Raw genomic sequence first — 26,465 nt, 5'->3', positions numbered from 1 at the left:
CTCCACATACTTTCCTCATAACCTTTTTTCAAAAAAAGCCATTATTAGTTTTATTATACTATAAAAGCTGACGCCCCGCAATCTGCGAAGCGCCAGCTTCTTAATTTAAAAATTTAAATTTTTTGACTTCTATTTTTCAAACAGATCTACCAGTTCCTGTCCATCGTCATATCCGGCATCTTTCAGCTGTTCTACGAACCACTCGTCCACACCTTCTACGGCTTTTTTGAAGGAATCGATATCCATATCCTCTTTTTTAGTGATTGTCACACCATTCTTTGACTGCCAGCGGTTCATGATTTCTTCATCACCGGAGCGGTTGATGTAACGTTCATACTCAACAGCTTTCTGTCCACACTCATCAACGACTGCCTGCTGCTCTGGTGTCAGAGTATCGTACAGATCCTGGTTGATACAGAAGAACAGACAGTCATAGATTGCATCCCACATGGAGCAGTATGGCTGAACCTCCTGCACACTTGCCGCATCGATTGCCGGAAGTGGGTTTTCCTGGCCTTCTACAGTATTCTGCTGCAGAGCCGTATAAGTTTCAGACCAGTTCATGTTCGTTGCATCTGCGCCCCATCTCTTGTAACATTCCATCAGAAGGTTGGAGCCTGCTACACGGATCTTGAGGTTCTTCATGTCATCCAGAGTTTTTACTTCATGCTTGCTGTTGGTCAGCTCACGGAAGCCGTTCTCTGCGATACCCATGCAGTGCAGTCCGTAACTGGAAAGAATTTCTTTCAGCTTTTCTCCTGCCTCACCATCGAATTTCGCATCTGCATCATCATAGGAATCATAAATAAATGGTAACGATACAACATTAAATCTTGGATCAAACGCTGAGTAGATCAGGTTGGAATGCATGGAAATCTGTACCGGGTCTCCGTTCATCAGCGCCTGGATTCCTTCAGACTGATTTCCATTGGTCAGCTGGTCTGCCGCATAGATGTTGACTTTGATCTTGCCTCCGGTTGCTTTTTCCATCAGCTCGCCAAACTTACGTCCGCCGTCTGCCCAGGTACTTGTCTCCGTTGTGGAGCATGCAAAGTTCCAGGTTGCTTCCGGCCAGTTGAGATCACTGTAATCCGCAACTGTATCCGTAGATTCCTGTGTGAAGAGATCTACCAGTTCCTGTGCGTCATCGTATCCTTCTTTCTCAAGTTCCTTAACAAACCACTCATCAACACCATCTACGGCTTTCTTGAAGGAATCGATATCCATATCTTCTTTATTTGTGATCGTCACGCCATTCTTTGACTGCCAGCGCTCCATGATCTCTTCATCTCCGGAACGGTTGATATAACGCTCGTATTGAACAGCTTTCTGACCACACTCGTCAACAACTGCCTGCTGCTCCGGTGTCAGACTGTCATAAATCTCCTGGTTGATGCAGAAGAACAGACAGTCATAGATTGCATCCCACATAGAGCAGTATGGCTGAACCTCCTGCACACTTGCCGCATCGATTGCCGGCAGCGGGTTCTCCTGTCCTTCTACTGTATTCTGCTGCAGAGCCGTGTAGGTCTCTGTCCAGTTCAGGTTTGTTGCATCTGCGCCCCATCTCTTATAGCATTCCATAAGAAGATTGGAACCTGCCACACGGATCTTAAGATTCTTCATATCATCCAGAGTCTTGATCTCGCGTTTGCTGTTGGTGATCTCACGGAAACCATTCTCTGCGATACCCATGCAGTGCAGACCATATTCGGAAAGCAATTCTTTCAGTTTTTCACCGGCTGCTCCGTCAAATTTTGCATCTGCGTCATCATAAGAATCATAAATAAATGGAAGAGATACTACATTGAATCTCGGATCAAATGCGGAATAGATCAGGTTGGAATGCATGGAAATCTGTACCGGGTCTCCATTCATCAGTGCCTGGATTCCTTCAGACTGATTTCCGTTTGTCAGCTGGTCAGTTGCATAAACATTAACTTTAACCTTGCCTCCGGTTGCTTTTTCCATCAGTTCGCCGAACTTACGTCCACCATCTGCCCAGGTACTTGTCTCCGTTGTGGAGCATGCAAAGTTCCAGGTCATTTCCGGCCAGTCAAGGTCGCTGTAATCTTCAATTGTATTAAAGGAATCACTTCCATCTCCCGCATCTTTGGAAGAAGTACTTCCTGTATCAGATGAAGACTGTTCTCCCGTATAAGAACCATCTTTTGCAAGAGCCTTCGGAAGTGCTGTTGAAACTGCCGGTACATAGGTTACAACCAGAAGTACTACAACGCTGGCAGCGATCATTGGCATAACTGCCTTTGAGATCTGCTGAAGAGTAACCTCCAGACCTTTTTTGATCTTGATACTGATCGCAACAAAAAGGTTTACACCTACCGGAGGGGTAACCTGTCCGATCGCAAGGTTTACAGTTGCCATAACACCAAATGCAACAACGTCGTATCCCAATGCTTTACATACCGGAAGCATGATTGGGATAAAGATGTACATTGCAGAGTTTGCGTCAATAAAACATCCTGCGATCAGGAAGATAATATTTACGATCAGAAGGAATACAAACTGATTGTGCGCGATGGATGCAAGCAGTCCGGATGCAGCCTCTGCAATACCAAACTTGGTACATACAAATGAAAACAGAGATGCACTTGCAACGATCAGCATGATTCCACCGGTAGTCTTTGCGGAATCTACCAGGATATCAAACAGATCTCTGAAGGATACCTCACGGTAGATCACCATACCTACAAAAAGTCCATATACAACAGATACTGCCGCAGCTTCTGTTGGTGTAAAGATACCACCGTAGATTCCGCCAAGGATGATGACCGGCATCAGGAATCCCCAAAATGCATCTTTAAAAGTGGCCCATCTCTCCTTTGCAGATGCTTTTTTACGGGACGGTTTGATATCATGTTTATTTGCTTCAAGAATTACTACAATTACAAGTGCCACACCCATAAGGATTCCAGGTACGATACCTGCCATAAACATATCTGCGATAGACACACCTGTAATGGACGCATATACAACGAAAGCGATACTTGGCGGTATAACGATAGCCACCGAACTCGACGTTGCCATCAAAGCTGTTGAAAACGGTGCAGAGAAACCACCCTGCTCAACCATTGCCGGGATCAGAACAGCACCAAGAGCTGCTACTGTAGCCGGACCGGAACCGGAGATTGCTCCGAAGAAACAGGAAACAATAACACATACGATCGCGATGCCACCTTTTTTGTGTCCGACACAGGTATCTACAAAATCGATCAGTCTGCGTGAAATTCCGGCTTTTGCCATGATATTTCCGGACAGTACAAAGAACGGAATCGCAAGAAGAAGGAATTTACTGATTCCTGAATACATATTTGTTGCAACGATGGTAAGTGAGGTTCCCGAATAAAGGATCGCACATACAGAGGACAGACCCAGGCAGAGTGCGATCGGCACACCCAGGATCAGAAAAACAAAAAATGAAATAAATAAAACAGCACTGATCATTTATTTGCCCTCCTTATCGTTTTTATTTCCAAAACAGACATCCAGACAGTACTCAATAAGATGAAGAATCATACAGCCTGCTCCGATCGGTACAAAGGACCAGAAGATCCATTCCGGCCAGTTCAGTACAAAGGTTCTTTTTCCGTTTTCAAGCTGGGTGATAACCTTGTCCATACCATACTTAAAAAGAATCACTGAAAAAATAATACTCAGTACTGTGATCAGGATCACAGATGGTTTTTTCAGTTTTTTTGGAAGACGGTCTGTAACCAGTGTCAGGCTGACCAGGCCACCCTCTCTGCAGGACAATGCTGCTGCCAGAAGTGTAATAAGTACAAAGACCGCTACAACAAGTTCTTCTGTGAAGGACCATGAGCGGTGGATCACTTTACGGGAAAACACGTTTCCCACAGTGAGCACGAGAATCAGCAATGTTGTAACTACCAGTACAACTTTTTCTACTGCTGCAAGTGCATTCATGAGTTTCTTGTAGACTTTCATCCTCTCTTCCTCCCTTGTAAAATATGATGATGTTCCGGTTTCAGAAAATTCTGCATAAAAAAAATCCGCCCCATCAGGGACGGATATATAATTCCGCAACCACCCTGTTTCGTCATTGAAACAAGTACGATTCTGCAACGTACCGGCATACGCGTCTCCTGTAACGGGGAGCCTCCGTGAAAACCTACTGATAAATCTCAAACGTAACGTTCGGTCTTCCTTCTCAGGGATGATATTCAAAACAATGCCGTTACCGCATCACACCACCTGCGGCTCTCTGTAAACAGCTATTTTCTCTGCTTTTACTGATTCCCTTCATAGAATTTGCTCTTATGCTTTACCTCGTTAAAAGCTTTTTTTATTTTACAACTCTTATCCGCTATAGTCAAGAGCTTTTTAATTGGCGAAAAAAAGCAAAAACGTTTTTGCATTCTCGCATAAAATATTTTATACTATATATATTCTCTATATACTCAAACTGTATCTATCTACAGGAGAAACAGAATATGAAAAAGAAAAAAAATATTTCTACGCATTATGTTGCTGCTATTATTATTTTTATCTGTGCCGTAGTCATCAGTCTGGGTGTTTTTCTGTTATATGTCCAGAAGTCAATCGATACCAATTCTCAGAAAACCATGACCAATAATGTAGCAAAACAAAGTAATCATGCGTTATCCATTCTCAATATTCATTACGGATTTCTGAACAGTATCGCTGACAAAATGGGAGATTCCTCTGATATTCTTTCCGATGAAAATATGGAGCTTCTGGTATCCCTGGCAGCAAACACGGATTTCGAAAGAACTGCCCTGATCGAAGCAGACGGTACAGCATACTATGACAACGGTGCCATAAAGAATGTATCCCAGAGAAAATATTTTCTGGAAGCCATGAAAGGCCAGGCAACTCTCAGTGATCCACTGGACAGCAGTATTGATCAGGAGACACGTGTGATCCTGTGTGATCCTGTGTGTTCCTGTACGCTGTAATGGCAGAATCATTGGCGCACTTGGTGGCTCTTATAATGTGACCGCCCTTAGTCAGATGCTTTTTAATGATATTTTTGATGATGCCGGATACAGTCTGATTGTCACAAAAGAAGGAGAGATCATCGCCTACGATGGTGAACCTTCATATCATAAAATCACATATGGTGACAATTTTTTTGATTTTTATAAAGACAGAACACTTCTGTCCAAAAATTCTCTTGTAAATGTCAAAAAAGATTTTTCAGCCGGCAACGATGGACTGATTAAGATCCGAACAGACTCCAACAAAAAATCTGACCAGTATATCGCTTATACCCGGCTTGGCATGAATGACTGGATGATCTGCTATGTTATTCCTGTATCCGATGCCCAAAGCTCCTATTCTTTCATTAAAAGTTATGAAGGCATTTTTATGTCCGTATTCTTCATTCTGGTGCTGTTACTTGTTTTCTACATTATCCACAACAATCGTATCCGCAATGAAGAGCTGCGTCGCGATGCACAGACAGACGGTCTGACAGGTGTTCTCAACAAACGCACGACAGAGGCACTCATCAACGAAATCCTGGAGCAGAGGCCTCATGAAAAAGGTACTTTTATTATTCTGGATGTTGATAAATTCAAAGAAGTAAATGATCATTATGGGCATGCTGTCGGCGATATTGTCCTCAGCACACTTGGACAGACACTCCGAAATTATTTCAGAGAAAATGATATCATTGGAAGAATCGGTGGAGATGAGTTTGTCATTTACATGTGCAAAACAGAACGGCAGAGATGGATATTTTCTTTTCCAAAAGCAGGATAGTATTATATAATGATGACATATCGCAAGAATGCAGGCACAATATCATCTATACTAAACATATAATGCATGAATAAAAGAGGTACAAATAATGACAGAAAAATGGTGGCATGACAAAATCGCATATCAGATCTATCCAAAGAGTTTTCTGGACAGTAACGGGGACGGCATCGGAGATCTGAGAGGAATCATTTCCAAACTGGATTACATAAAAGCACTGGGCATTGATATCATCTGGCTTTCTCCAATCTACAAATCGCCTTTTGTCGATCAGGGATATGATATTTCAGATTACTATGCAATTGCAGAAGAATTCGGAACTATGGAAGAGTTTGATGAATTGCTTGCAGAAGCAAAAAAACGTAATATGCATATCATCATGGATCTGGTCATCAACCACTGCTCTGACAAACATGAATGGTTCCAAAAAGCTCTGGCTGATCCAGATGGTGAATATGCAGATTATTTTTATTTCCGGAAAGGAAAAAACGGTAACCCGCCAAGCAACTATCGTTCTTACTTCGGCGGCAGCTGCTGGGAACCGGTTCCGGGAACAGACAAATACTATTTCCATATGTTCGCCAAAGAACAGCCTGATCTGAACTGGGAGAACCCAAAGCTTCGTCAGGAGCTTTACAATATGATCAACTGGTGGCTTGAAAAAGGCCTTGCCGGTTTCCGTATCGATGCGATCATCAACATCAAAAAAGACCTTGCTTTTCCTGACTATGAACCGGACGGACCGGATGGCATGGCCGCCTGCTGGAAAATGGTCGAAAACGTTGACGGTGTAGGAGAATTCCTTGAAGATCTGAAGAAAAACACTTTTCAGAAATATGATGCTTTCACCGTTGGTGAAGTATTCAATATGAAAGCTGATGAACTTGGTCAATTTATTGGAGATAACGGACATTTCTCCACAATCTTTGATTTCTGTGCGCATTCCCTCAGCGATGGTGCTCATGGCTGGTACGATGCACCTCATGTAGATTTCAAAACATGGCGCGACACAATTCTGAGTTCTCAGATCAATGTCCAAAAATATGGACTGGAAGCAAATATCATCGAAAATCATGATGAACCTCGCGGTGTATCCCGTTTTCTTCCGGAGTATGCCCAAACGCCTGTCGGTGCCAAAATGCTCGGTACCGTAAACATCCTGCTTCGTGGAATTCCGTTCATTTATCAGGGACAGGAAATCGGAATGCAGAATGAAATCTGGAGCAACATTCATGATTACAATGATATCAGTACGATCGATCAGTATAATCTTGCAAGAGAAGCAGGTTTAAGTGATGCAGAAGCTCTGGAAGTATGCGGCAAAATGAGCCGTGATAACGCAAGAACCCCTGTACAGTGGAATGCTCAGGCGAATGCCGGATTTACTACAGGCACACCATGGCTCAAGGTTCACTCTGATTATAAAGAAATCAACGTCGCAGCTCAGGAAAAGGATCCGGATTCCGTATTAAATTACTACCGTAAACTGACTACCATCCGCAAGGCTCCAGAATACAAAGAAGTCTTTACTTACGGCAAAACAGTTCCTGCATATCAGGATAGCGAAACAGTTATGGCATATTATCGTGAGACGAAATCACAACGCGTTCTCGTCGCCGCCAACTTCGATCGCGAAGCCGTTTCCACCAAACTTGAATATCCGGTAAAAAAAGTGCTTCTGTCCAATCAGAACCGCACCGATTGCCCGGAAGGAATGCTGAAGCTCGACAGCTGTGAAGTAATTGTGCTGGAATGCGAGAAATAAACCAATTTCACTAAGGGACTGTGCATGTATTATGTACAGTCCCTTCTGGCTGCAGGCACTGGATCGGATGACTGAGCCATTCCCAAATACTTTCTTCATAGCCTGTTTTTTCTCCAATACTGAAAAAATGCCTCTTCCTGATCTGAACGAATTCCATACTTTCTCCTTGCTATATAGAACTTTGATTTCCAGATAGATGTCTGTACCGGAATTGCTACTATATTATGATGGCGTATAATATCCATATATGGCAAAACAGAAATTCCGACTCCATTCTCTACAAGCCCTGTAATAACTTCAAAAATAAAAAAGAGCGCATTCTATAACAGCCTTTCGACTGATATGAATTCGCTCTCCTCTCACAGCTTCACTTTCCAATTACTTGTTTAACATGTGTTTACCATAACATGTTGCACAAATTATTGCGAGTAATTTTCATAAAAATATACTTTTTATACAAAGTATACATTTCACCTATTTGTGTTATGTATATTTTTCTTCTTTCTGGACTTGCGGACGATCTTTCGAATCAGGGATACCACAAGAACAATTATTATAATAATGATCAGGCCGATACATACTATGATTGCGGTAAATTTATTCGGTTTTTTCACCAGATCAAGTATATTTTTGCTGTCATCCACAACCTTACGATCATGGGTTGTCGCATAGTATTCAGATACATTTGCAATGCCATCTCCATCTGCATCATCAAAAGACTGCATATATCTTGCGATCGCATCCCAGGCTTTCAGCTCCTTATCGCCTTCCATGACTGCATGATCTTCCAGATTTTCAATTGGATTTCCGTCTTTATCCTTTGGCTCAAGAGACAGAAGTCCGTAAGACATTTTCATTACAGAACCTAACATCTGTCCGGTGTACAGATCTGTTACAACATGATACAGCTTATCATCCTCAATCTCTGTCCTTTCTCCATCTGCTCTGGTCAGATAGCAGTCTGTCACTTTATTCAGGATCATTCGATGCGGGTTGTATGTAAAATTCAGGCCACTGCAGTATAATCTTGCAGTCGTCATAAAATCAGAAATAGAGGCGTCCACTTCAGCCACCAGCTTCAGTTCTTTTCCTGTCAGGTATGCGTTGATCAGAGGATATCCGGCTACTCCGTCTTTGCCAATTCCAAGTGAAAATGAATTGTATACATCTTCTACGGTAATATCACCCTTTGTATACGTGTCACGTACAGTCCCACTCGGTACAACCGCTACATCTACCGGGTCTCCATCATAATACTCTGAATTTTCCACAGCATATACGTAGGCATCTGCCATGATATCCCCAAGATTCAGTTCTTTATGCTCTGTGCCCATTTCCTCCAGGCTGTTAAATTCCACATCGTTCTGCGCAAGAACTTCTTTTCTTGTATAACCAAAGTCTGCAAGGTAATTCGTATCCACCGTGTCCATCAATGCGTCGATGCGCTCCTGTGTTGCCTTGTCGGCTTTTACATCCTCGGATACAGGAATCAGCTCATAAGAGCTCAGATCCCAGCGTCCGTCAGAATTCTGCGTCATCGAAAGAGAGCCAAGATTTCTTCCGTATTCACCACAGGATACAATATAGGTATTTCCGTGCTGGATTGCCTCCTGCAGCTCTGAATGTGTATGTCCACTGATGATCAGATCAAGATCCGGAACCGCCTTGGCAAGGAGTTCGTCCTCCGACTTGCTTTCATCTTCCCAGGTTCCACCATGAGAAACACAGGCGATCATGTCTGCTTCTTCGTTTTTCTTGATTTCTTCTACTGTTTTCTTAACGGCCTCAACAGGATCCTTGAAGGATAATTCACAGGTTGGTGCGCATTCCAGGGCATCTTTTCCGAAGACACCGACAACGGCGATCTTTACGTCACCTTTCTGTACCATTACATAGTCCTTCACACCATATGTTTCAAACGCTGACTGTATCTGTTTCTGGCCGTCGTTTAGCCCAGCCTTTTCCATGCTGTCCCAATCCACATTGCACACTACGATCTCAGGCAGTGTCTCTCCGGAGCTTTTGGCTGCCCTAAGCATGTTGGCAAGCCCCTGGGATCGATAGTCGAATTCATGATTGCCAAATGTAGTCACATCATATCCAAGATATCCAAGCATTCTAAGCTCCGCTGCCTCAGTATCATATACCGTCTGGATCAGCGTTCCCATTGAAAAATCACCGCCATCCAGTATGAGTGTATCTGGATCTTCTTTCTTTTTTTCATTAATCAGCGTCTTTATTTTTGCAAATCCGCCGACTTCTTTTTGTTCTCCATTTACGATCGTGGAAAAGCTGTCCAGGTGGGAATGCGTGTCATGAGTAAATAAGACATCTATCTGTTTTGTATCAGCTGCAGCTTTCACCGTAACAGCCTGCGCAAGCGGCATAAGCATTGCAATGGTAAGCACGACTGACAAAATACTTTTCCGTAACATCATAGATTTCACCCTTTCATCCATAACTTTCTGATATGATTTGAGTATACGTGATTGCACCATGTTTGTCACGTATAATTGCGTTAGAATAAGACAAAGAAATCCTGTACAGAAACAGTTTTACTGCAGCCGTACAGGATTCTTCTAAATTCTTTTATTCTCTTTATTTTGCTCTTGCCATTGCTTCCTGATAATCTCTTGTGTCTGTGAAGATTTCTTCTTTCCACGGATTCTTTTTCTGAGCTTTCGCACGTTTCAGAATGTATGCAAAATTAAAATATCCGCTTCTGAAGCGTATGTATATGCCATTTCCTGCGGAGATAATGTGGGAGTTATCAAAAATTCTTTTACTGCATCTGTATGGATACGATAGTTTATTTTTGAAAGTCCTCTCTTTACATCCCATCCAATCGCTAACCGATCTGCTTCATCTTTCTTTAATCTCTGATAATCTTTGATGATATAAAGCTTAAATTCCGGTGAAATCCATAAAACAAACTCAAAAGCAATATCTGTATGAGCATAAGTGCCGCCATATCGTCCTGATTTTGATACGATACCGATTGCATCCGTTGCTTTGATCCACTGCTGTGGTGTCAATGTATGGATTATTCAAACTCATTATGCCCCACCCCAGGCTGTGCTTAACTTATTTTAGTTAAGTTTTAGCTGAATATGGAGCATATTTATATATCAATTACACTATTTATTCTGACCTACTGAATGGACGTTGCCAAACTGTTGCCACGAGATTATTATATAATTTATTACTATGGTTTTCAACTCTATTCTGAAATATTAAAATGATATTTTTTCGCTCTCATTTCAAAAGCATCCTTTGTTCCTTCCATCACATCACATATTTCTTGACGAATTTCAGTATCATCCATTGTTCCAGTCTTATTAACTTGAATAATATCTGTATCTGAATTCATTGAAATTATGTATTCAGAATCACCATTTACAGGAATATTAGCATTATGCGTAACAACTATGATTTGTCTTTTTGATTTTGCCACTTTCAATCTAGCAACAATCAAATCATAAACTAATCTATTATCTAAATCATCCTCCGGCTGATCTAATAACAAAGGTTGTTTTCCATATGCCAATAAAAATGTAAGTATCGTTGTTGTTTTTTGACCCGCAGATGCATTTGATAAATGTATAAATTTTTTCGCTTTTTCTGGTTTATACGACACAACCAAATCGTCATCTGGTATATAAGCAAGTAATCTCGCATATGAATCTTCTGGCAGTCCACAAACAGCATCTCTAGTATACTTACTTAATGAAGTTTGATCCTGTTTTGTTCTTATGTTAACTATTAACTCTTTATAATTTTTGATTCCATTCTTATCTTTAAAAAAGATATCTGCTAATTTATTTATATCATCCTCAACAGACACTATGTCTTTTTGAATAATCGATCTAATATTATTGATAAAGGAGCTTCTATTTCTATTCTTTTTCAAATCAAATTTTACACTTTTATCATTTCCTATTACCTCTTGAATAAATTGAGACCTTAAATTATATATATCAGCATTTTTCTCTTTATAGATTTTTTCCTTCTCATTATATTCTTGTTCTAGAGCTTCCAACTCCTGTTCCTTATTTCTAATTATTTCAAGTTCTTGTTTTTTGTCTTTTCTTTTATCAATTAATTCATCTAATCTCCCTGTATCGAGTCCATTATCTTGTAAATTCTTAACTGCCTGCAGGTAGTTCTCTCCATTTTCTATCTTTCTGTGGTTCCAATTAGTAGCATTTATTTTTTCAACTATTTTATCTGATTTTTTAACTATATCATGCAAAATTTTGTAAATAGATTCAATATCACTATTAAAATCTTTCAAATCGTCATCTAAAATTTCATTTATTTCAGAATCATCAATTAAATCATATGTTAAATTTACTTGTTTAATAAATGTCTCAATTTCCTCTATCTTATTATTTTTATTTTCCACATATGATGAAATCACTTTCTGCTGATCATCATATAATTGTTTTTCTTTAATTATATCTGAAATTCCACTTTGCTTAAATTTAGAAATCTGATCTTCTATATCTGCTAACTCCGTTTCTAATTTTGACTTTTTAGCAATACTTCTTCTGCAGTTTGATATTTCTAATGCCTTTCCAATCAAATTATTTAATGCCGCTTCTCTCTCAGAAACACAATTCGACATACCACTTATATCTCCATCAATAATTGCCATAAGTGAATTTGAATCGGTCGCAAGCTCATATATTTGTTTCTGAGTAAATATTTGTGCCTTAAATAAATCAATAAAATTTTCATCTTCTACTAATTGCCAATTATCGTTGATATATTTATATAATTTTCTTGTTTGATTTTGCATATTCTTAATATGAGAAACTTCAATTTTATACAAATCCCCTAATCTTTCCACAAGAATTTCAACTACGGAATTTTTAGTAAAAATCCCCTTTTTAATGTTGGAAGATTTTGTTTTTCCATTTTCCTTGTAAAACTCCATCTGTTCCTGGGAAATTATATTAAGATTCTCCCCCGAAAAAGAATTCATGCCTCCTGCAATTGTTCTAATAATAGACGATTTACCACTACCTCGTCCACCTATTATTGTATTTAGCTGGGAATTGAAAGAAACATCTATTTTTGCATTTTCATTTAATATACTATTAGATAGTACTACTTCTCTAATAATCATATCTGGACTTTCGCCAATCATATGGTTACTCTCTGCATTTTTTTCAACTCTCATATCATTGGAAATTAATGCTTGTCTAACACTTTCTAAGTTTGGTGTCTGAGACATTTTTAAATATGTATATGATGCTCCTATTCCCCACATTCCATGCTTGGAAGATTTTTCAGAATATGGATTATCAGAAAAACTTAATAATGGAAATCCAGAATTTTTCACCTGTTGATAAACACTTATCCATGCTTTTGCTTGTTCATCTGTGATTGTTTTTCCATACTTCTCAGTTAACTTTTCTGATATTATATGTAATGGTTCATTACCGTAGTTTTCCCATATTTCATCATTTACTACCTGCACCCCATCAATATACTTTCTATCTAGCAATTTAGATATATTGTCGTAACTTATATCTGAAAGTCCACTATATTCATCGACATGTGCCGGAATGACCAATGCGTTCATTGATTTCGCTATCTCACATGCATGAAAAATATCTCCATCTGCTGTGTGACTACTATCTCCTAAATCAGCTCTAAATATCTTTAACTGTGATAAGAACTCCTGAACCGTATTTCCATCACAGTCAATATCAAACAAAACCAAAATATGAATTTTACTAGAATCACAGGACAACTCTACCCCTGGAAAAACAATTAGATTATTCTCTTTTCCAATTTTCATTGCCTCATCAATACTTCTGTAATCATTATGATCTGTAACTGCAATACATTCTAATCCTTTTTGCTTTGCCGTATTAATCCATTCTTGAAGTGTATCTATTTGTTTATCAACATAGCATTTACTTGCCATTGTATGTAAATGAAAATCACATTTGTACCATCTTAAACCTACTTTATCCAAAATACCTTCCTCCATATTATTAGTTGCTATTGTTAATCATAATTACTTTTTGTATTTCCTCTGACTGTATCAACATCCGCATCTTCTCATTACCATCATCAACCTCTGGCTTTCCACACCTAAGACTATCCGGATGTTCAGATACACAACAATCCTTATACCAGCATTCACCCATAAGCGGACCTTTGACAGACCACTTTTCATTTTGTGTAAATTCACCTACCAACGATTTCATCACTCGCTCTGTAGAATATCTCTTGAATCCAGACAGATAATGCATTGTCATCTGATTATCGATTTTTGACAAATCTATTCTGTGATCTTCTATTGCTGCAAGAATATCTTCGCGCATTTTTATCTTATCCGTCTTACCGGTTCCAGTCCAAGACACCAACTTATCGAATGCCAATATAAAGTATTCAAAACAAATCATATCAAGAATGATAACCTTTGCTTCAGACTTTTCCACTAATTGTTTCAACTGGCGATACTTATTTCGAATATCCTGATTATCCGGCACATAGTCAAATGCTATGTAATATTCATCTTCTTCCTTTGCATTCAATGATATCAAGGAATCCAAGATACCTTGGTTACTCTCTTTACTTTCAACTACAAGTGCATTATCAAAGAAAAGCTGATTGACTAATTTCCAGAAGTGGAGTCCAGCACCTGTGTCCTCTGTCCATAAATACTTCATATCACAACTCCTCTTCTAAAGTAATCATATTACTCTCAACCTTCATTACCTTAAAACTCTTATCTGAGACGTTCAGTCCATCGCAATTTCTTAGGAATAACATATACTGATTCGAAAATTCAAAATTTATGAATCGCCTTACCTCGTCATCCATCAAAATATCAGCATTATCAATAACAACGAAATTGTTTCTGCACTGCTTCAATTTCTCTAATACATCCTCAGATTTATAATTGAATAGTTTAATTGCATTATATTCTTCGGTTTGCTTCAAATCCTCCAATATGTCATAAAGTACTGTCTTTCCAGTACCACTATCGCCGCCAACAAGAGTAATACGATCATTGAACACCAAATCATATGAAAAAGGATCTGCTTGAAATGCTATTTTATTATAAATCATTCGCCTCTCTCCTTTCATATTCCTTACTCCACCACGCATTGTACCCAGCACTTCCCGTCACAACATCCGTATCATTAAATCTAATAATTGCATCATCCGGAATATCTGCAAGAGATGGGCGTGACATATAAATCTTTATATTATCCATGGAAAATATCACCTTAAGTACATTAGGTCCACATTCCTCTACGCACACCACTTTTTCGGGATGCTTTACTATATTGAGCAATGTCTTACATCCAGAAGAAAGATTACGGATAGTTCCCAATCCATACTTAGTTTCTATATGCTTGTCTGGTGTCAATTTTGCATCATCGACTTGCTTAATTAATGCAACTTCATTATCAGACATTTCTTCATTACTTGTATTTAAGTTAAAGAATAAATCATTCTTGATAATCCAATCTTTTGAATCCTTTTTTTCTGTGTATATATCAATCATTCGGTGTCACTCCTTTAACAAATTATATTCTTGATCATTTACACTGACTCACTTATGAGGACAACTTATTTTTCAATTTCAATCCAGCATGTCCTGCAAATAATTGTGCCTGCTGTAGTCCTACATTACTTTTTACAAACTTCTCTGCAAGTTTATTCTGTGTTTCTTTGCTCATGTATATTTTAAGCCTATCTGTTGTCCTTGTAATTGCAGTATAGAAAATATTATGTGATATTCTTTCATCAACATCCTCTGTAATTACAACCTTCACAGATTCATATTCCAACCCTTGTGCTTTATGTATGGATACTGCATAAGCAATTTGAAATGGTACAATTTCTTCAGAATAATCAGCATCCGAATCCCGTTCGATTCGTTTTTTCACTCCAAACTTAACAATAGATTTCCCCTCACACTCGCAATCAATAAGCTTAATACCCGAAAAAAGAGCATCTCTTTTATCAATGACTTTATCAACCAGTACTTGAAACACTATTTCATTCGTTTTCTTATCAATTGATAGTATGCGACCTTTCAAATTGTTATATAAGACGTTTCCAAATCTTCTATTCTCATTGAACAAAACTTTATCTCCAACCTTATATGTCCAATTTCCCCATTCAATCGGCTTAGACGGGTTGATTTTCTGCATATATCTATTAATATTATTGACTCCATACAATCCATCATATCCTAAACATAAAATGATTTCCTCATCATCTTTTTCAAAAATAGATTCATTTAAAGTTGATATAAATCCATTTGCTTGTAGTCTTTCAAACAGATTTTCATCAAATTCCCTCACGCAAGTCCACATATCAAGCAGAATTGCTTTATCCTTTGCCCTGTACGGAGTTGATAGCTCATAAACAGATTTTTTATCAACAAAATATCTTGCAAAACTAAACCAATTTCCAAACTTTATTGCTTCTATCTGGTATATATCACCAAGCAGTAAATATGCTTCCGCATTACACTTTTCAAACAGCTTTAAAACATCTTCATTACACACTGTACTACACTCGTCCAAAATAACCAGATCATACCTTTTCCAGCTATGTCCATTTTTCAAATAGTCATATACTGTGTAGCAATCACAAGAAGAATTTATTCTTCTCTCCAAATTATTTTTCGCAGCATTTGTGTTAGCAAGCAAAAGAATATTCTTATCATCGAATAATTTCGCAATATACTCTGCTACTCTTGTTTTACCTGTTCCTGCTGCACCATAAACCATTCCTAATCTAGAATTTATAAAGATATTTTCTAATATTTTTTGCTTTTCAACATCATCAATTTCATTCATAAATTCTGCTTTGTTTGCAAGCATATCAGAATAACCATCAACACCTTCCGAAGTATATTGCTGTAGCTTTTCTATAACAGATTTGGTTATCTCATAATAATTCTTAACATACAAATGGTTTGCAAAAATCTCAATTTTTCTTAATTGCTGTTTCGTACTTTTATACAAGTTTCGATTAAATTTCTCCACCTCATACCAATAATAATCCAACTGATTATCATCCACAGTTACATATAATGTATTACTATCATAAGCTTCTTTATTCACCATTGCCGACACATATTGATGTTCACAATCATATATCTCTAAACATTTATTCAATCTTGATTTTAACAAATTATGTCCACATAAACTTGAAGCATACGGCATTTCATCAAATGGTATTGCCTCATTCTTCAGATATAAATACGATAGACGATTATTTGAACGATCCGCCAACTGGTCTCTAATTACATCATTCTTCAAATAAGCGGTGATGTATCTTAAAATGTTACTTCCTGGTTTTTCACCAATGATAATCTCTCTTATTTTATCAAAAGTTTCTTCCAATTCAGGTTTCTTACTCAGTTCCACTTGCTGAATATAAATCTCATAGTCCTCCTCATCTGCCAAAAGAATGTCTAGCAGATTCATTCCAGTTCTACTAAGAAATTTCATCAATGCTTTGTAATACAAATTATCAGTTCTTACTTCGATATCATATCCACAGATTGCAACTAACTTCTCCAATTCGCACGGACGTATAGAAACATTCCAAGCAATGAGGCACTTTATGTCAATATCAACTCCGTTAAAATCTACATTTGCTTGAGCGAAATCACATTGAATAGAATAGTTATCCGGAATATCATTAAATGAATATGCAACAAATCTATCAAATTTAGTTATTTCTTCCTGTGCATATGACAGTGTATATTCAAAAAAGCCTTTTCCATTTACCGTTCGGTATTTTTTCCTTGTAATGTAATATCTATCGTTAGTATATTTTGTGCCATCTTCCAAATGTATACCCTTCAATGCAATATAAATTTTTTCATAATATGGATCTAATTCAAAATTCTTCTCCTGCGGATACCCTTCGAGATTACTCATCAGAACTAATCCAAACTTCTCTCTCATCTGATCTCTTAACTGATATAATTGAGATAAATAACCATCCATTAACCGAATAGCCCCATCCTCTGCAGGTACATAATGAGATGTCGTAATCTGAAGCGAATGATGTAGATCCCATATATATCCATATTCATTATTCTCTTTAAGCGGTTTCATATATTGGGTATACCATTTATCTTTTCCTCTAATTGGTACTTGTTTATTAGGATTTTCATGAGCATATATACGTGCTGCAATATGTTCTAAATAAGTGCGAAGAAATTGAATTACATAGTCTGCAACCTTTTGGGAATCTTGCAATACTTTATAGTCATCAATTATTCCACAGATTTTTGAATCAATATTATATATACTCTTTTCAATAATATCTATGTAATCCAAATTAACTCCTCCTAGAAATAATACTTCATTTATTATTTTCCATATTTTGCCGAATCTTCCGCAACCTTCATCACCTTATACTCTGGCTCATATTGATAAATCTTTGCAGAAGTAGCTGCTTCATTTCCTACATCTTCTGTTACGGAATACTCCTCAAAATTCTCCACCTGTTCCATAACTTTATTGAATACTTCCGGACTATACTGTGGTGGATAACCATTCTTCACCAAACAGATTTTTATGTCAAGTTTTAATTGGTTACGAACATTCTGATTATTGAGCCAATCAGCAAATGAGGATTTTGTATCAATAATATCCTTTATCTTCTTAGCTAATGCTTTACATTTATCATTGACTACAACACCGTCTACTTCTTTATCTGTTCCGTACTCAAAGTTATATTGGTCACGCAGTGAAATCAAAATATCATAAAATGCTTTTTCTTCAAAGGTTAAACCAATTTTACGAAAACTTTCTCTGTTCTCATTCATTTGACGAAGAATAGCTAAAGCCTGTTCCGTTGCAATCTTAATAATATCCTCAGATGCCTTTTCCTGTGTTTCTCCAGCTTCTTCTGCTGTGAGATGTTTACGTCTTTCATGATACTCCTCAATAGTCTTTTCCAGCATTTCTTGGAATGATTTTGCAGCTAACTGATTCACTTTTCCGTATTCCTTAATCTGCTTACGAAGCATTTTTACAAGAAGTTCTAACTTGGTTGCTGGCATTTTAACATCAGATAGTTTTTCAAAGTATTCTAGTGAAAAGATATCTTCTTCCTCGCCACTTTCAAGAACACTTTCTACCTGATTGTATTTCAATGCTTCTTCAACCATTTTGGAAACCGCTCGGTTCATAGTATCTGTATCCACTTCACTTGTTCCACTCATTTTGCGAACAAAACCAGCTATAGCCATAAAGCATTGTGCAAGTGCAGATTCTTCTTCTCCAAGGTTACCAGAAGGCTGACAAATATCAAAAGCAGTTCTCATTCGTTTTACTGTCTTTAAAAAGTAGGTTTTAAATAAAACCTTCTGAGACCCCTTATTTCCTTCTGTTTGTAATTCCTGCGTTGATGCAAATACATACTCGGCAGCTTTAGCAAGAAGTCTGTAACGCTCGATAGGATCACAATCTGGATTTAAGAAAGGTGATAAATCATAATCACTAAACAGCGTTTTTAAAATTTCTAACTCTTCCCTGAACACTGATGTAGCCTGTTCAACATCATCAGATGTAGGAGCAACCGAAGTATCTCCACCATAAATCTTCATTGCTTCACGCATATTGTCGCGAATGCCGATATAGTCAACTACCATACCAAATTCTTTTCCAGGATATTTTCTGTTTACACGACTAATCGTCTGTATCAGCAAATGCTTCTTAAGAGGCTTGTCATTATATAAGTACGTAAGACAAGGAACGTCAAAGCCTGTAATCCACATATCTACAACAATAACGATATGGAAGTTTGATTTTTCCTGTTTAAAAGCAGCATCAAGTTCTTCTGAACGCTTATCATTCTTAACACCACCCAAGTAATTATACATGTCTTCTTCATCGTTACTGCCGACACTAGACACCATTGCTATAAATGGCGTTGGCTTCAATTGTTTCAATTCTTCTTCGGTTACAGAAACTCCATCAGGTGATTTCTTTTCTTCAAACCATTCCGGATATTTATCCTTGAATTTCTGAAGTAATGCATATGCAATCTTTCTATTTGAACAAACAACCATTGCTTTTTGTATTCTGTCCGGATCACCTGCACAAGATGAAACATAATGGTCATGAATATCTGTAGCAAGACGCGCAAGTCTGGAAGGTTCCCCAAGAATTACTTCCATAGAACTCATTGCTTTTTTACTTGCTTCGATATCCTCATATGTTGCACCATCATCAGCACATTTTTTATAGTAATCTTCAATCTCTTTTACTTTTACCTTATCAAGTAAAACCTTTGCAATACGAGGGTGATATTTGATAGAAACAGTCAATCCGTCTGCAACTGCCTGATCCATGGTATATCTATCAATTTCATCACCAAAAGTCTGATAAGTCTCTGCAATAGGAGTACCGGTAAATCCAACAAAAGTAGCCTGTGGGAATGCTTCTTTCAAAACCTTTGCGTATGGCTTTGAAACCATAGCTTTCATATTTTCATCAGCATCCTTGCTGAATTGAATCTTCTTAGAATGTTCAAGCTGAGTTCTGTGTGCTTCATCAGAGAAACATATAATATTCTGTCGGTCATTAATAAGACCGATTTTGTCATCTTCCCGGTCGCAGAACTTCTGAATTGTGCAAATGTAAAAGCCGCCACTTTGCCTTGCGCCAAGTTCCTGTCTTAACTGTGCTCTGTTTTTTACAACAGCTACTTCACCAAGGTTCAAAAATTCCTTACTCTTTGTAAAAAGCTTTGCCCCCTGCTTTTGAAGTTCATCTCGGTCAACAATCAGGATAATTGTCGGTGAGCCGATTTCCGGTATATCTGTACAGCGAAGTGCAAGCTGACGGGCAAGAAAAGCCATTGTATAAGTTTTTCCGCATCCTGTCGCACCAAAATATGTTCCACCTTTACCGCTTTTTTGAACAACAGAATTAATAATACTTTGCTTGAGTAATCTTGCAGCAAAGAACTGTGGATAACGACATACAATTTCAACTTCGTCACTATCGTAAATGCTATCTTGAAAATAAATGTAATCTCTGAAAATCTCCAAGAATCGTTCAGGTGCATAAACGCCCTTTATCATTGTTTCGGTTTCTTCAAAAGGCAGAGTAGATACTGCATCTCCATCATTCACACGTCTCCATGCATAAAAATGCTCATAAGGAGTACGAACTGTTCCAAGTCTTGTTTTAACACCGTCGGAGATACAAGCCAAAGGACAGTAATGTAAAAGATGTGGAATATCTCTCCAATAGCGAATATTAATTTGCTCCCACGCATCATAAATGGTCGCATTTGCATCCGCAGGATTTTTTAACTCAATAACACACAGTGGCATACCATTTACAAATAAGAGTACATCCGGTCTACGATTTTCTTTCTGACCATTGTTTGTATATTCTACTGTAAACTGATTTACTACACGGAAGATATTCTTATCCAAATTGTCAAAATCAATAAGTGGTATCATTCTTGGTAGCCCATCCTGCGGTGTAAACTGAACACCATTTACCATCCAACCATACACTTTGTGCAAAGTGGCAAAATCACTTTCCGCACCTACAAGACGGACATTATCGTAAATTTGTGTCACTTCCTCTTCCGTCAAATCCGGATTGGTGTCTGCTATAAACTTCTTGAAATCATCAACAATTAGTATATCTCTTTTTGTGACACGATGGATATTATTGCCAGAAGAATACTTCCAACCTTCCGCTTCTAAAAATCCAATGAAGGCATATTCATATTCTGATTCACAATAATGGCCATTGTATTCTTTTAATCTTGCCATAGGCTATGCCTCCTTTGCTTTTCTCGCCTCTTCTATAGACCCTTTGATAAGAATAGGACAGATATCTTTTATCTGTGCTTTGAGTTTTTCGTTAATATCTCTACGAGTATTATAAGCCTCAAAAATATTTACAATATCCTGTTGAATTTCAATGTTTGGAATCGGAATTAAAACATTTTTCATTTCTTCCCAATCAAAAGTTTCCCTCGCACTTCCCCATGAATTAAATCGAGAATATCTATTAAACTCACTTCTTTCAAACAGCATAGATAAATATGCAGGCAATAACGTATTTGTGTCATCTACTTTGAACACAATATACGACGAGGAACATATATATGTTTCATCACTATTGTTTCTAGCAAGTGATATTTTCTCTCCATTTCTTGAAGTGACTGTAACATATGCAAATTCATCTGGCTTTACAACTGCGTATGGTTTCAGAGATACTCCTTCCATGTTTGCCTTTGTGTATATGAATCTTTTTTCAATGGATATACCGCGTACCGCGTCTAAACCATATACTAAATCATCATTTTTTTCGTCACAAAGAGCGATATAATTTCCTAACTTCTTATGTGGCAGCTCTTTTCTAAGTTCTTCAATATATGCATCACAAACGAGTTTTAAATCATCCAATCCACGCTCATAGCTTTTCTGATTTTCAAGCATAGCATTATAAACATCTACATATTTTTGTTGGATTTGAATTGGTGGAAGAAAAATTTCTTCTTCACAAAATATATTCCAATCAAAAACCTCAGTGGAACTTCCCCATGAAATAAACTCTGCGTATCTGTCCCATTCTTTTCTACATAAATACATGAATAAATATGTGTCCAATATTTTTTTCTTTGCTGTTTCCTTAATTCTAAAAACATTGTCATTAAAAGTGATAATAAATGTTTTTTCAGTATCATTAAAACCAATACCGAGTTTTCTACTTCCTCTTGGATTGTATGCAAAGTGCCTTGGTGGAACTAAATGGAAATTTGAAAAATCTTTCTTCTCCAAATTTCCTCTCATTGGCATAATAATTTTATCGATGTTTACACCTATTGCATCATCTTCACCATATAATCCATTGGCATTTTTTTCATTTGTTAATTCAATCAATTCACCAAATTTATATTTAGTCAATCCCATATCCAATCCCCCTAAATGCATCTTCCAACATCTGCTGGGATTTCTTTTCCAGCTTCATAATCTCTTTCATTTCAGATTGAATACGAGCCATTTCTTTTTCATAATCAATTTCTAAATCATGGTCAATAAACTCAATGTATTTGCTTGGTGTAAGAGCCCAACCTTTACTTTCAATTTCATTAATGCACACACCACGGTAAAGTTCTGGTATCTCATAGGCTGCTCCATCAGTTTCCTCACATTGCCATGTGTGATAAATATCTGCTGCCTTCTCAATTTGTTCTGTATCCAACCGAACTTTCTTTTTGCTCTCACCCTTAACAGCATTTTCTGTCCATTGGCGTAAATCCATAAAGAGTATCTCATGCTCGCGGTTTCGGAGATTTCTTCCATGGTATTTTCCACCTTTTTTATTCTGATTTAGAATCCACAGAGTAACACTGATATCTGTAGTAATAAACAATTCTCTTGGCAGAACAACGATAGCCTCAATTTTATCATTCTGAATCAGTTCCTTACGTATTTCCAATGTATCGCTATCATTCAATGCACCATTCGCAAGAAGGAATCCTGCTACTCCATCAGTTTTCTTCAAATGTGAAAGTATATGCAAAATCCATGCATAATTTGCGTTGCTTTCAGGTGGCGTTTGATAGTCAGACCAACGACCGTCATTTTTCAAATTGTCATTATACCAGCCCTTCAGATTAAAAGGTGGATTTGCCATAATATAGTTAAAGTGCAACCCCTTGTGTAAATCATGTGTAAATGATGAATCTGCTTCTTCTCCTAGATTATGGCTAATTCCACGCAAAGCCAAATTCATTTTCGCAAGGCGATATGTAGCCGGTTCTTTTTCCTGACCATATACATTGATACCATTTAAGTTTCCCTGCTTTGACTTTACAAGTTCAGCACTCTGAATAAACATTCCTCCCGAACCACAGCAAGGATCATATAAGGTGCCATCATAAGGCTCAATCATCGTTGCAATAAGTTGAACTACGTCATGAGGTGTATAAAATTCTCCTTCCTCCTTTGTAGCATTTACCGCAAACTCCTTAAGAAAGTATTCGTATACACGACCAATAAGGTCTTTTTCCTCTCCAAATGTCTTATGACTGATTTTGTTCACTTCATCAACAATTTTCTTTATATCATTAGCTGCTAAATTGCGTGCTGTAAATGTTCCTTTAACAAAACAGCCTTTCAACTGTGGATCTTCTTCCTCAAGCCTTTGCAAAGCTGTATCAAGTGCAACATTAAGCTGTGGTGCCGGTGTACTGATAATAGTCGACCATCTTGCTTCTGGTGGTAAATTATATGTACCATCTGCAAAAGTAGCATCATCAAAGAATGCTGCTCTAATGTTCTCATCTTCCGGATCTAATCCCTGCTCTTTAAGTGTCTGTTTTAGATTTTCAATTCCATCCTCATACTTTTCGCCGATAAACCTCAAGAACACTAGCGTAAGCATCATATCTCTTTTTTCAAAGAATGAGCCAGAATTACGTGCCGCACGCAAATAATCTCTACAATTAAATAAAATATTATCTATGTTCAATGCCTTTTCCGTTGTTTTCTTCTTAGCCATATTACTTTTCTTCCCCTTCCTCGTCTGGAACAAATTCCATGATATCCTGTATCTCACAATGCAATACTTTACATACTTTTTCCAAAACTTGCGTACTTACATGTTCATTCTTCCCTAGTTTAGCCAGTGCATTTGTTGTAATTCCTGCCTGATCTCTAAGGTCAACTTTCATCATATTTTCATCTATTAATTTCTTCCATAATTTGTTATATCTGATTGCCATTATTATCCCTTTCATATCATTACAACTATTTATCATTTCTTTTTCATTATATCATCAAATCCAGCTTATTTCAATCTGAAATTGATTTTTTCAATCTCTAAATTATATATAAAGCAAACTCAAATGCTATATCCGTATGAGCATAAGTACCGCCATATCGTCTTGGTTTTGATGCGATACCGATTGCATCTGTTGCTTTTATCCTCTGCTGCGGTGTCAACGCAAAAACATTATCTTCAGATTCTGCTTTAAACCTATCGAATTTGATAGGTTTAAAATTCGAATTATGAATTTGTTCTCACAAAAATAAGGCTCCGAACCTACTATGTAGATTCAGAACCTTAAAGTGTATAGATTATTCATTTTTACAAAAACTGAATAATGAGGTTTGCGAACAAACACGTTTTATTCAAACTCGATCGTTCCCGGTGGCTTACTGGTCAGATCATAGAATACGCGGTTTACACCCTTAACTTCATTGATGATACGGTTCATTACCTTATTCAGCACTGCATATGGAATCTCTGCGGACTCTGCTGTCATGAAGTCGATAGTCTTGACTGCACGAAGTGCAACTGCATAATCATAAGTTCTGAAGTCGCCCATAACCCCTACACTTCGCATGTTGGTAAGCGCTGCGAAGTACTGGTTCGGCATCCAGGATGGTTCTTCTCCATGTTCTTTCTTGTAGTCGGCGGCTGCTTTGTCGACTTCTTCACGATAGATGAAATCTGCATCCTGTACGATGCGTACTTTTTCTTCGGTCACTTCTCCGATAATACGGATACCAAGTCCCGGTCCCGGGAATGGCTGACGGAATACCAGTCTTTCCGGAATTCCAAGCTCCAGACCGGCTTTACGGACTTCATCTTTGAAAAGATCACGAAGTGGCTCAATGATTTCTTTGAAATCTACGAAATCCGGAAGACCACCTACGTTGTGATGGGATTTGATCACTGCAGATTCTCCGCCAAGACCACTCTCTACAACGTCAGGATAAATAGTTCCCTGTGCAAGGAAATCCACTGCTCCAATCTTCTTTGCCTCTTCTTCGAAAATTCGGATGAATTCTTCACCGATGATCTTACGTTTTGCTTCCGGCTCTGTTACACCGGCAAGTTTATCATAGTATCTCTGCTGCGCATTGACACGGATGAAATTCAAATCGAACTGTCCGTTTGGTCCGAATACACCTTCCACTTCATCACCTTCGTCTTTGCGGAGAAGGCCATGATCTACAAATACGCAGGTAAGCTGCTTTCCGATTGCTCTGGAAAGGAGACCTGCTGCAACAGAAGAATCAACTCCACCGGACAGGGCAAGAAGTACTTTGCCATCGCCAACTTTTTCGCGGATTTCCTTAATCGTATGCTCAACAAAAGCATCCATCTTCCAGTCACCGGCACATCCACATACACCCAGTACGAAGTTGGACAGCATTGTCTTTCCTTCTACAGAATGAAGTACTTCCGGATGGAACTGAATTGCATACAGTTTCTTTTCTGCGTTTTCTGCTGTTGCTACCGGGCAGTCTGCTGTATGTGCAGAGATTTCAAATCCAGGTGCCGCTTTGGAAATGTAATCTGTATGGCTCATCCAAACGATTGTTTTTTCTGATACGTTTTTGAAAATGCTGGAATCTTTTTTGTCAACCAGCAGTTCTGTCTTACCATATTCGCTGACATCTGCTTTTTCAACTTTACCGCCAAGGACATGCATCATAAGCTGAGCGCCGTAGCAAAGTCCAAGAACCGGAACACCAAGTTCAAACAGCTCCTTCTGATAAGTCGGTGAATCTGCTTCGTAGCAGCTGTTCGGGCCGCCGGTAAGGATAATTCCCTTAGGATTCATCGCTTTAATCTTCTCAAGATCGGTCTTGTATGAATAGATTTCGCAATATACGTTACATTCTCTGACACGTCTTGCAACCAGCTGATTGTACTGACCGCCAAAATCAATAACAATAACTAACTCTTTTTTCAAGGCTTTCCTCCTGTTTTCCCTATAAATTCGTTACTGTTCACTTCGTGCACAGTAACAGAACTCTCTTTAGAATCTTTTTTCATTATAAATGAGTAGGTGGACTTTTACAACGGCTAATTTCTTTTTATTTTTGTGTCTCTGTATTTTCCAGCTACTTTTCTGCTTCTTTAATAAAATTTATTTCTTCTTT

The 26,465-nt window shown here is 37.9% G+C and carries 16 protein-coding genes, 1 pseudogene and 1 other annotated feature; of the genes and pseudogenes, 3 read left to right on the top strand and 14 right to left on the bottom strand.

The window, feature by feature from the left end:
• Positions 1-129: 129 nt before the first annotated feature.
• Positions 130-3,465, bottom strand: coding sequence for a TRAP transporter large permease subunit (locus NQ503_RS01925; protein ID WP_005425801.1), 3,336 nt, complete (start codon positions 3,463-3,465; stop codon positions 130-132).
• Complete coding sequence (locus NQ503_RS01920; RefSeq protein ID WP_005425800.1) at positions 3,466-3,966, bottom strand: TRAP transporter small permease; 501 nt, start codon at positions 3,964-3,966, stop codon at positions 3,466-3,468.
• Positions 3,967-4,038: 72 nt separating this feature from the next.
• Positions 4,039-4,294 (bottom strand) — a binding site (T-box leader).
• A gap of 178 nt (positions 4,295-4,472) precedes the next feature.
• On the opposite strand from NQ503_RS01920, the gene NQ503_RS01915 reads away from it, so the two are divergent.
• The 3 genes from NQ503_RS01915 to NQ503_RS01905 all read left to right on the top strand — a co-directional run bounded on the left by NQ503_RS01915 (position 4,473) and on the right by NQ503_RS01905 (position 7,528).
• The gene (locus NQ503_RS01915; RefSeq protein ID WP_044925812.1) at positions 4,473-4,958 is read left to right on the top strand and encodes a PDC sensor domain-containing protein; all 486 of its coding nucleotides are present in this window, start codon (positions 4,473-4,475) and stop codon (positions 4,956-4,958) included.
• A complete protein-coding gene (locus tag NQ503_RS01910; protein ID WP_044925811.1) occupies positions 4,930-5,766 on the top strand; it encodes a diguanylate cyclase in 837 nt (278 codons plus the stop codon). Before NQ503_RS01915 ends, NQ503_RS01910 begins: the two co-directional genes overlap by 29 nt.
• Before the next feature lie 88 nt (positions 5,767-5,854).
• Complete coding sequence (locus tag NQ503_RS01905; RefSeq protein ID WP_173908944.1) at positions 5,855-7,528, top strand: alpha-glucosidase; 1,674 nt, start codon at positions 5,855-5,857, stop codon at positions 7,526-7,528.
• Positions 7,529-7,998: 470 nt separating this feature from the next.
• On the opposite strand, the gene NQ503_RS01900 is transcribed toward NQ503_RS01905, so the two are convergent.
• The 12 genes and pseudogenes from NQ503_RS01900 to guaA all read right to left on the bottom strand — a co-directional run bounded on the left by NQ503_RS01900 (position 7,999) and on the right by guaA (position 26,275).
• Positions 7,999-9,966 (bottom strand): bifunctional metallophosphatase/5'-nucleotidase, encoded by a 1,968-nt coding sequence (locus NQ503_RS01900; RefSeq protein WP_044925809.1) that lies wholly within the window; start codon positions 9,964-9,966, stop codon positions 7,999-8,001.
• A gap of 255 nt (positions 9,967-10,221) precedes the next feature.
• Positions 10,222-10,566 (bottom strand): annotated as a pseudogene (locus NQ503_RS01890) (KilA-N domain-containing protein); the annotation flags it as partial.
• 182 nt (positions 10,567-10,748) lie between these two features.
• Positions 10,749-13,517, bottom strand: coding sequence for a TrlF family AAA-like ATPase (locus NQ503_RS01885; protein WP_044925808.1), 2,769 nt, complete (start codon positions 13,515-13,517; stop codon positions 10,749-10,751).
• Between the two features lie 19 nt (positions 13,518-13,536).
• Positions 13,537-14,217 carry a hypothetical protein gene (locus NQ503_RS01880; protein WP_005425780.1) on the bottom strand — a complete coding sequence of 227 codons (681 nt, stop codon included), beginning with the start codon at positions 14,215-14,217 and terminating at the stop codon, positions 13,537-13,539.
• Position 14,218: 1 nt separating this feature from the next.
• Positions 14,219-14,620, bottom strand: a complete 402-nt coding sequence (locus NQ503_RS01875) for a hypothetical protein (RefSeq protein WP_005425779.1) — start codon at positions 14,618-14,620, stop codon at positions 14,219-14,221.
• A complete protein-coding gene (locus NQ503_RS01870; protein WP_005425778.1) occupies positions 14,610-15,062 on the bottom strand; it encodes a DUF4869 domain-containing protein in 453 nt (150 codons plus the stop codon). The genes NQ503_RS01875 and NQ503_RS01870 overlap by 11 nt, the downstream gene beginning before the upstream one ends.
• Positions 15,063-15,114: 52 nt before the next feature.
• Positions 15,115-17,865 carry an ATP-dependent DNA helicase gene (locus NQ503_RS01865; protein ID WP_044925807.1) on the bottom strand — a complete coding sequence of 917 codons (2,751 nt, stop codon included), beginning with the start codon at positions 17,863-17,865 and terminating at the stop codon, positions 15,115-15,117.
• Between the two features lie 32 nt (positions 17,866-17,897).
• On the bottom strand, positions 17,898-21,329 hold the full coding sequence (locus NQ503_RS01860) for a type I restriction endonuclease subunit R (RefSeq protein ID WP_005425776.1): 3,432 nt from the start codon (positions 21,327-21,329) through the stop codon (positions 17,898-17,900).
• Between the two features lie 3 nt (positions 21,330-21,332).
• On the bottom strand, positions 21,333-22,475 hold the full coding sequence (locus NQ503_RS01855) for a restriction endonuclease subunit S (RefSeq protein ID WP_005425772.1): 1,143 nt from the start codon (positions 22,473-22,475) through the stop codon (positions 21,333-21,335).
• On the bottom strand, positions 22,462-24,069 hold the full coding sequence (locus NQ503_RS01850; RefSeq protein ID WP_005425770.1) for a class I SAM-dependent DNA methyltransferase: 1,608 nt from the start codon (positions 24,067-24,069) through the stop codon (positions 22,462-22,464). The genes NQ503_RS01855 and NQ503_RS01850 overlap by 14 nt, the downstream gene beginning before the upstream one ends.
• Position 24,070: 1 nt before the next feature.
• Positions 24,071-24,292 carry a helix-turn-helix domain-containing protein gene (locus NQ503_RS01845; RefSeq protein WP_044925806.1) on the bottom strand — a complete coding sequence of 74 codons (222 nt, stop codon included), beginning with the start codon at positions 24,290-24,292 and terminating at the stop codon, positions 24,071-24,073.
• A gap of 405 nt (positions 24,293-24,697) precedes the next feature.
• Positions 24,698-26,275: a glutamine-hydrolyzing GMP synthase gene (gene guaA / locus NQ503_RS01835; protein WP_044925805.1), complete on the bottom strand. Its 1,578-nt coding sequence runs from the start codon at positions 26,273-26,275 to the stop codon at positions 24,698-24,700.
• Positions 26,276-26,465 lie beyond the last annotated feature (190 nt).

The organism is Blautia obeum ATCC 29174 (assembly GCF_025147765.1).
GTDB classification, from domain to species: domain Bacteria; phylum Bacillota; class Clostridia; order Lachnospirales; family Lachnospiraceae; genus Blautia_A; species Blautia_A obeum.
Note: the sequence above shows the minus strand (reverse complement) of the source record. Positions and strands in the feature narration are given on the sequence as shown.

Excerpts from the sequence above, each read along its gene's own strand:
- NQ503_RS01925 (WP_005425801.1), bottom strand. The coding sequence starts at position 3,465 with ATGATCAGTGCTGTTTTATTTATTTCATTTTTTGTTTTTCTGATCCTG.
- NQ503_RS01920 (WP_005425800.1), bottom strand. The coding sequence starts at position 3,966 with ATGAAAGTCTACAAGAAACTCATGAATGCACTTGCAGCAGTAGAAAAA.
- NQ503_RS01915 (WP_044925812.1), top strand. The coding sequence starts at position 4,473 with ATGAAAAAGAAAAAAAATATTTCTACGCATTATGTTGCTGCTATTATT.
- NQ503_RS01905 (WP_173908944.1), top strand. The coding sequence starts at position 5,855 with ATGACAGAAAAATGGTGGCATGACAAAATCGCATATCAGATCTATCCA.
- NQ503_RS01900 (WP_044925809.1), bottom strand. The coding sequence starts at position 9,966 with ATGATGTTACGGAAAAGTATTTTGTCAGTCGTGCTTACCATTGCAATG.
- NQ503_RS01880 (WP_005425780.1), bottom strand. The coding sequence starts at position 14,217 with ATGAAGTATTTATGGACAGAGGACACAGGTGCTGGACTCCACTTCTGG.
- NQ503_RS01875 (WP_005425779.1), bottom strand. The coding sequence starts at position 14,620 with ATGATTTATAATAAAATAGCATTTCAAGCAGATCCTTTTTCATATGAT.
- NQ503_RS01870 (WP_005425778.1), bottom strand. The coding sequence starts at position 15,062 with ATGATTGATATATACACAGAAAAAAAGGATTCAAAAGATTGGATTATC.
- NQ503_RS01860 (WP_005425776.1), bottom strand. The coding sequence starts at position 21,329 with ATGGCAAGATTAAAAGAATACAATGGCCATTATTGTGAATCAGAATAT.
- NQ503_RS01855 (WP_005425772.1), bottom strand. The coding sequence starts at position 22,475 with ATGGGATTGACTAAATATAAATTTGGTGAATTGATTGAATTAACAAAT.
- NQ503_RS01850 (WP_005425770.1), bottom strand. The coding sequence starts at position 24,069 with ATGGCTAAGAAGAAAACAACGGAAAAGGCATTGAACATAGATAATATT.
- NQ503_RS01845 (WP_044925806.1), bottom strand. The coding sequence starts at position 24,292 with ATGGCAATCAGATATAACAAATTATGGAAGAAATTAATAGATGAAAAT.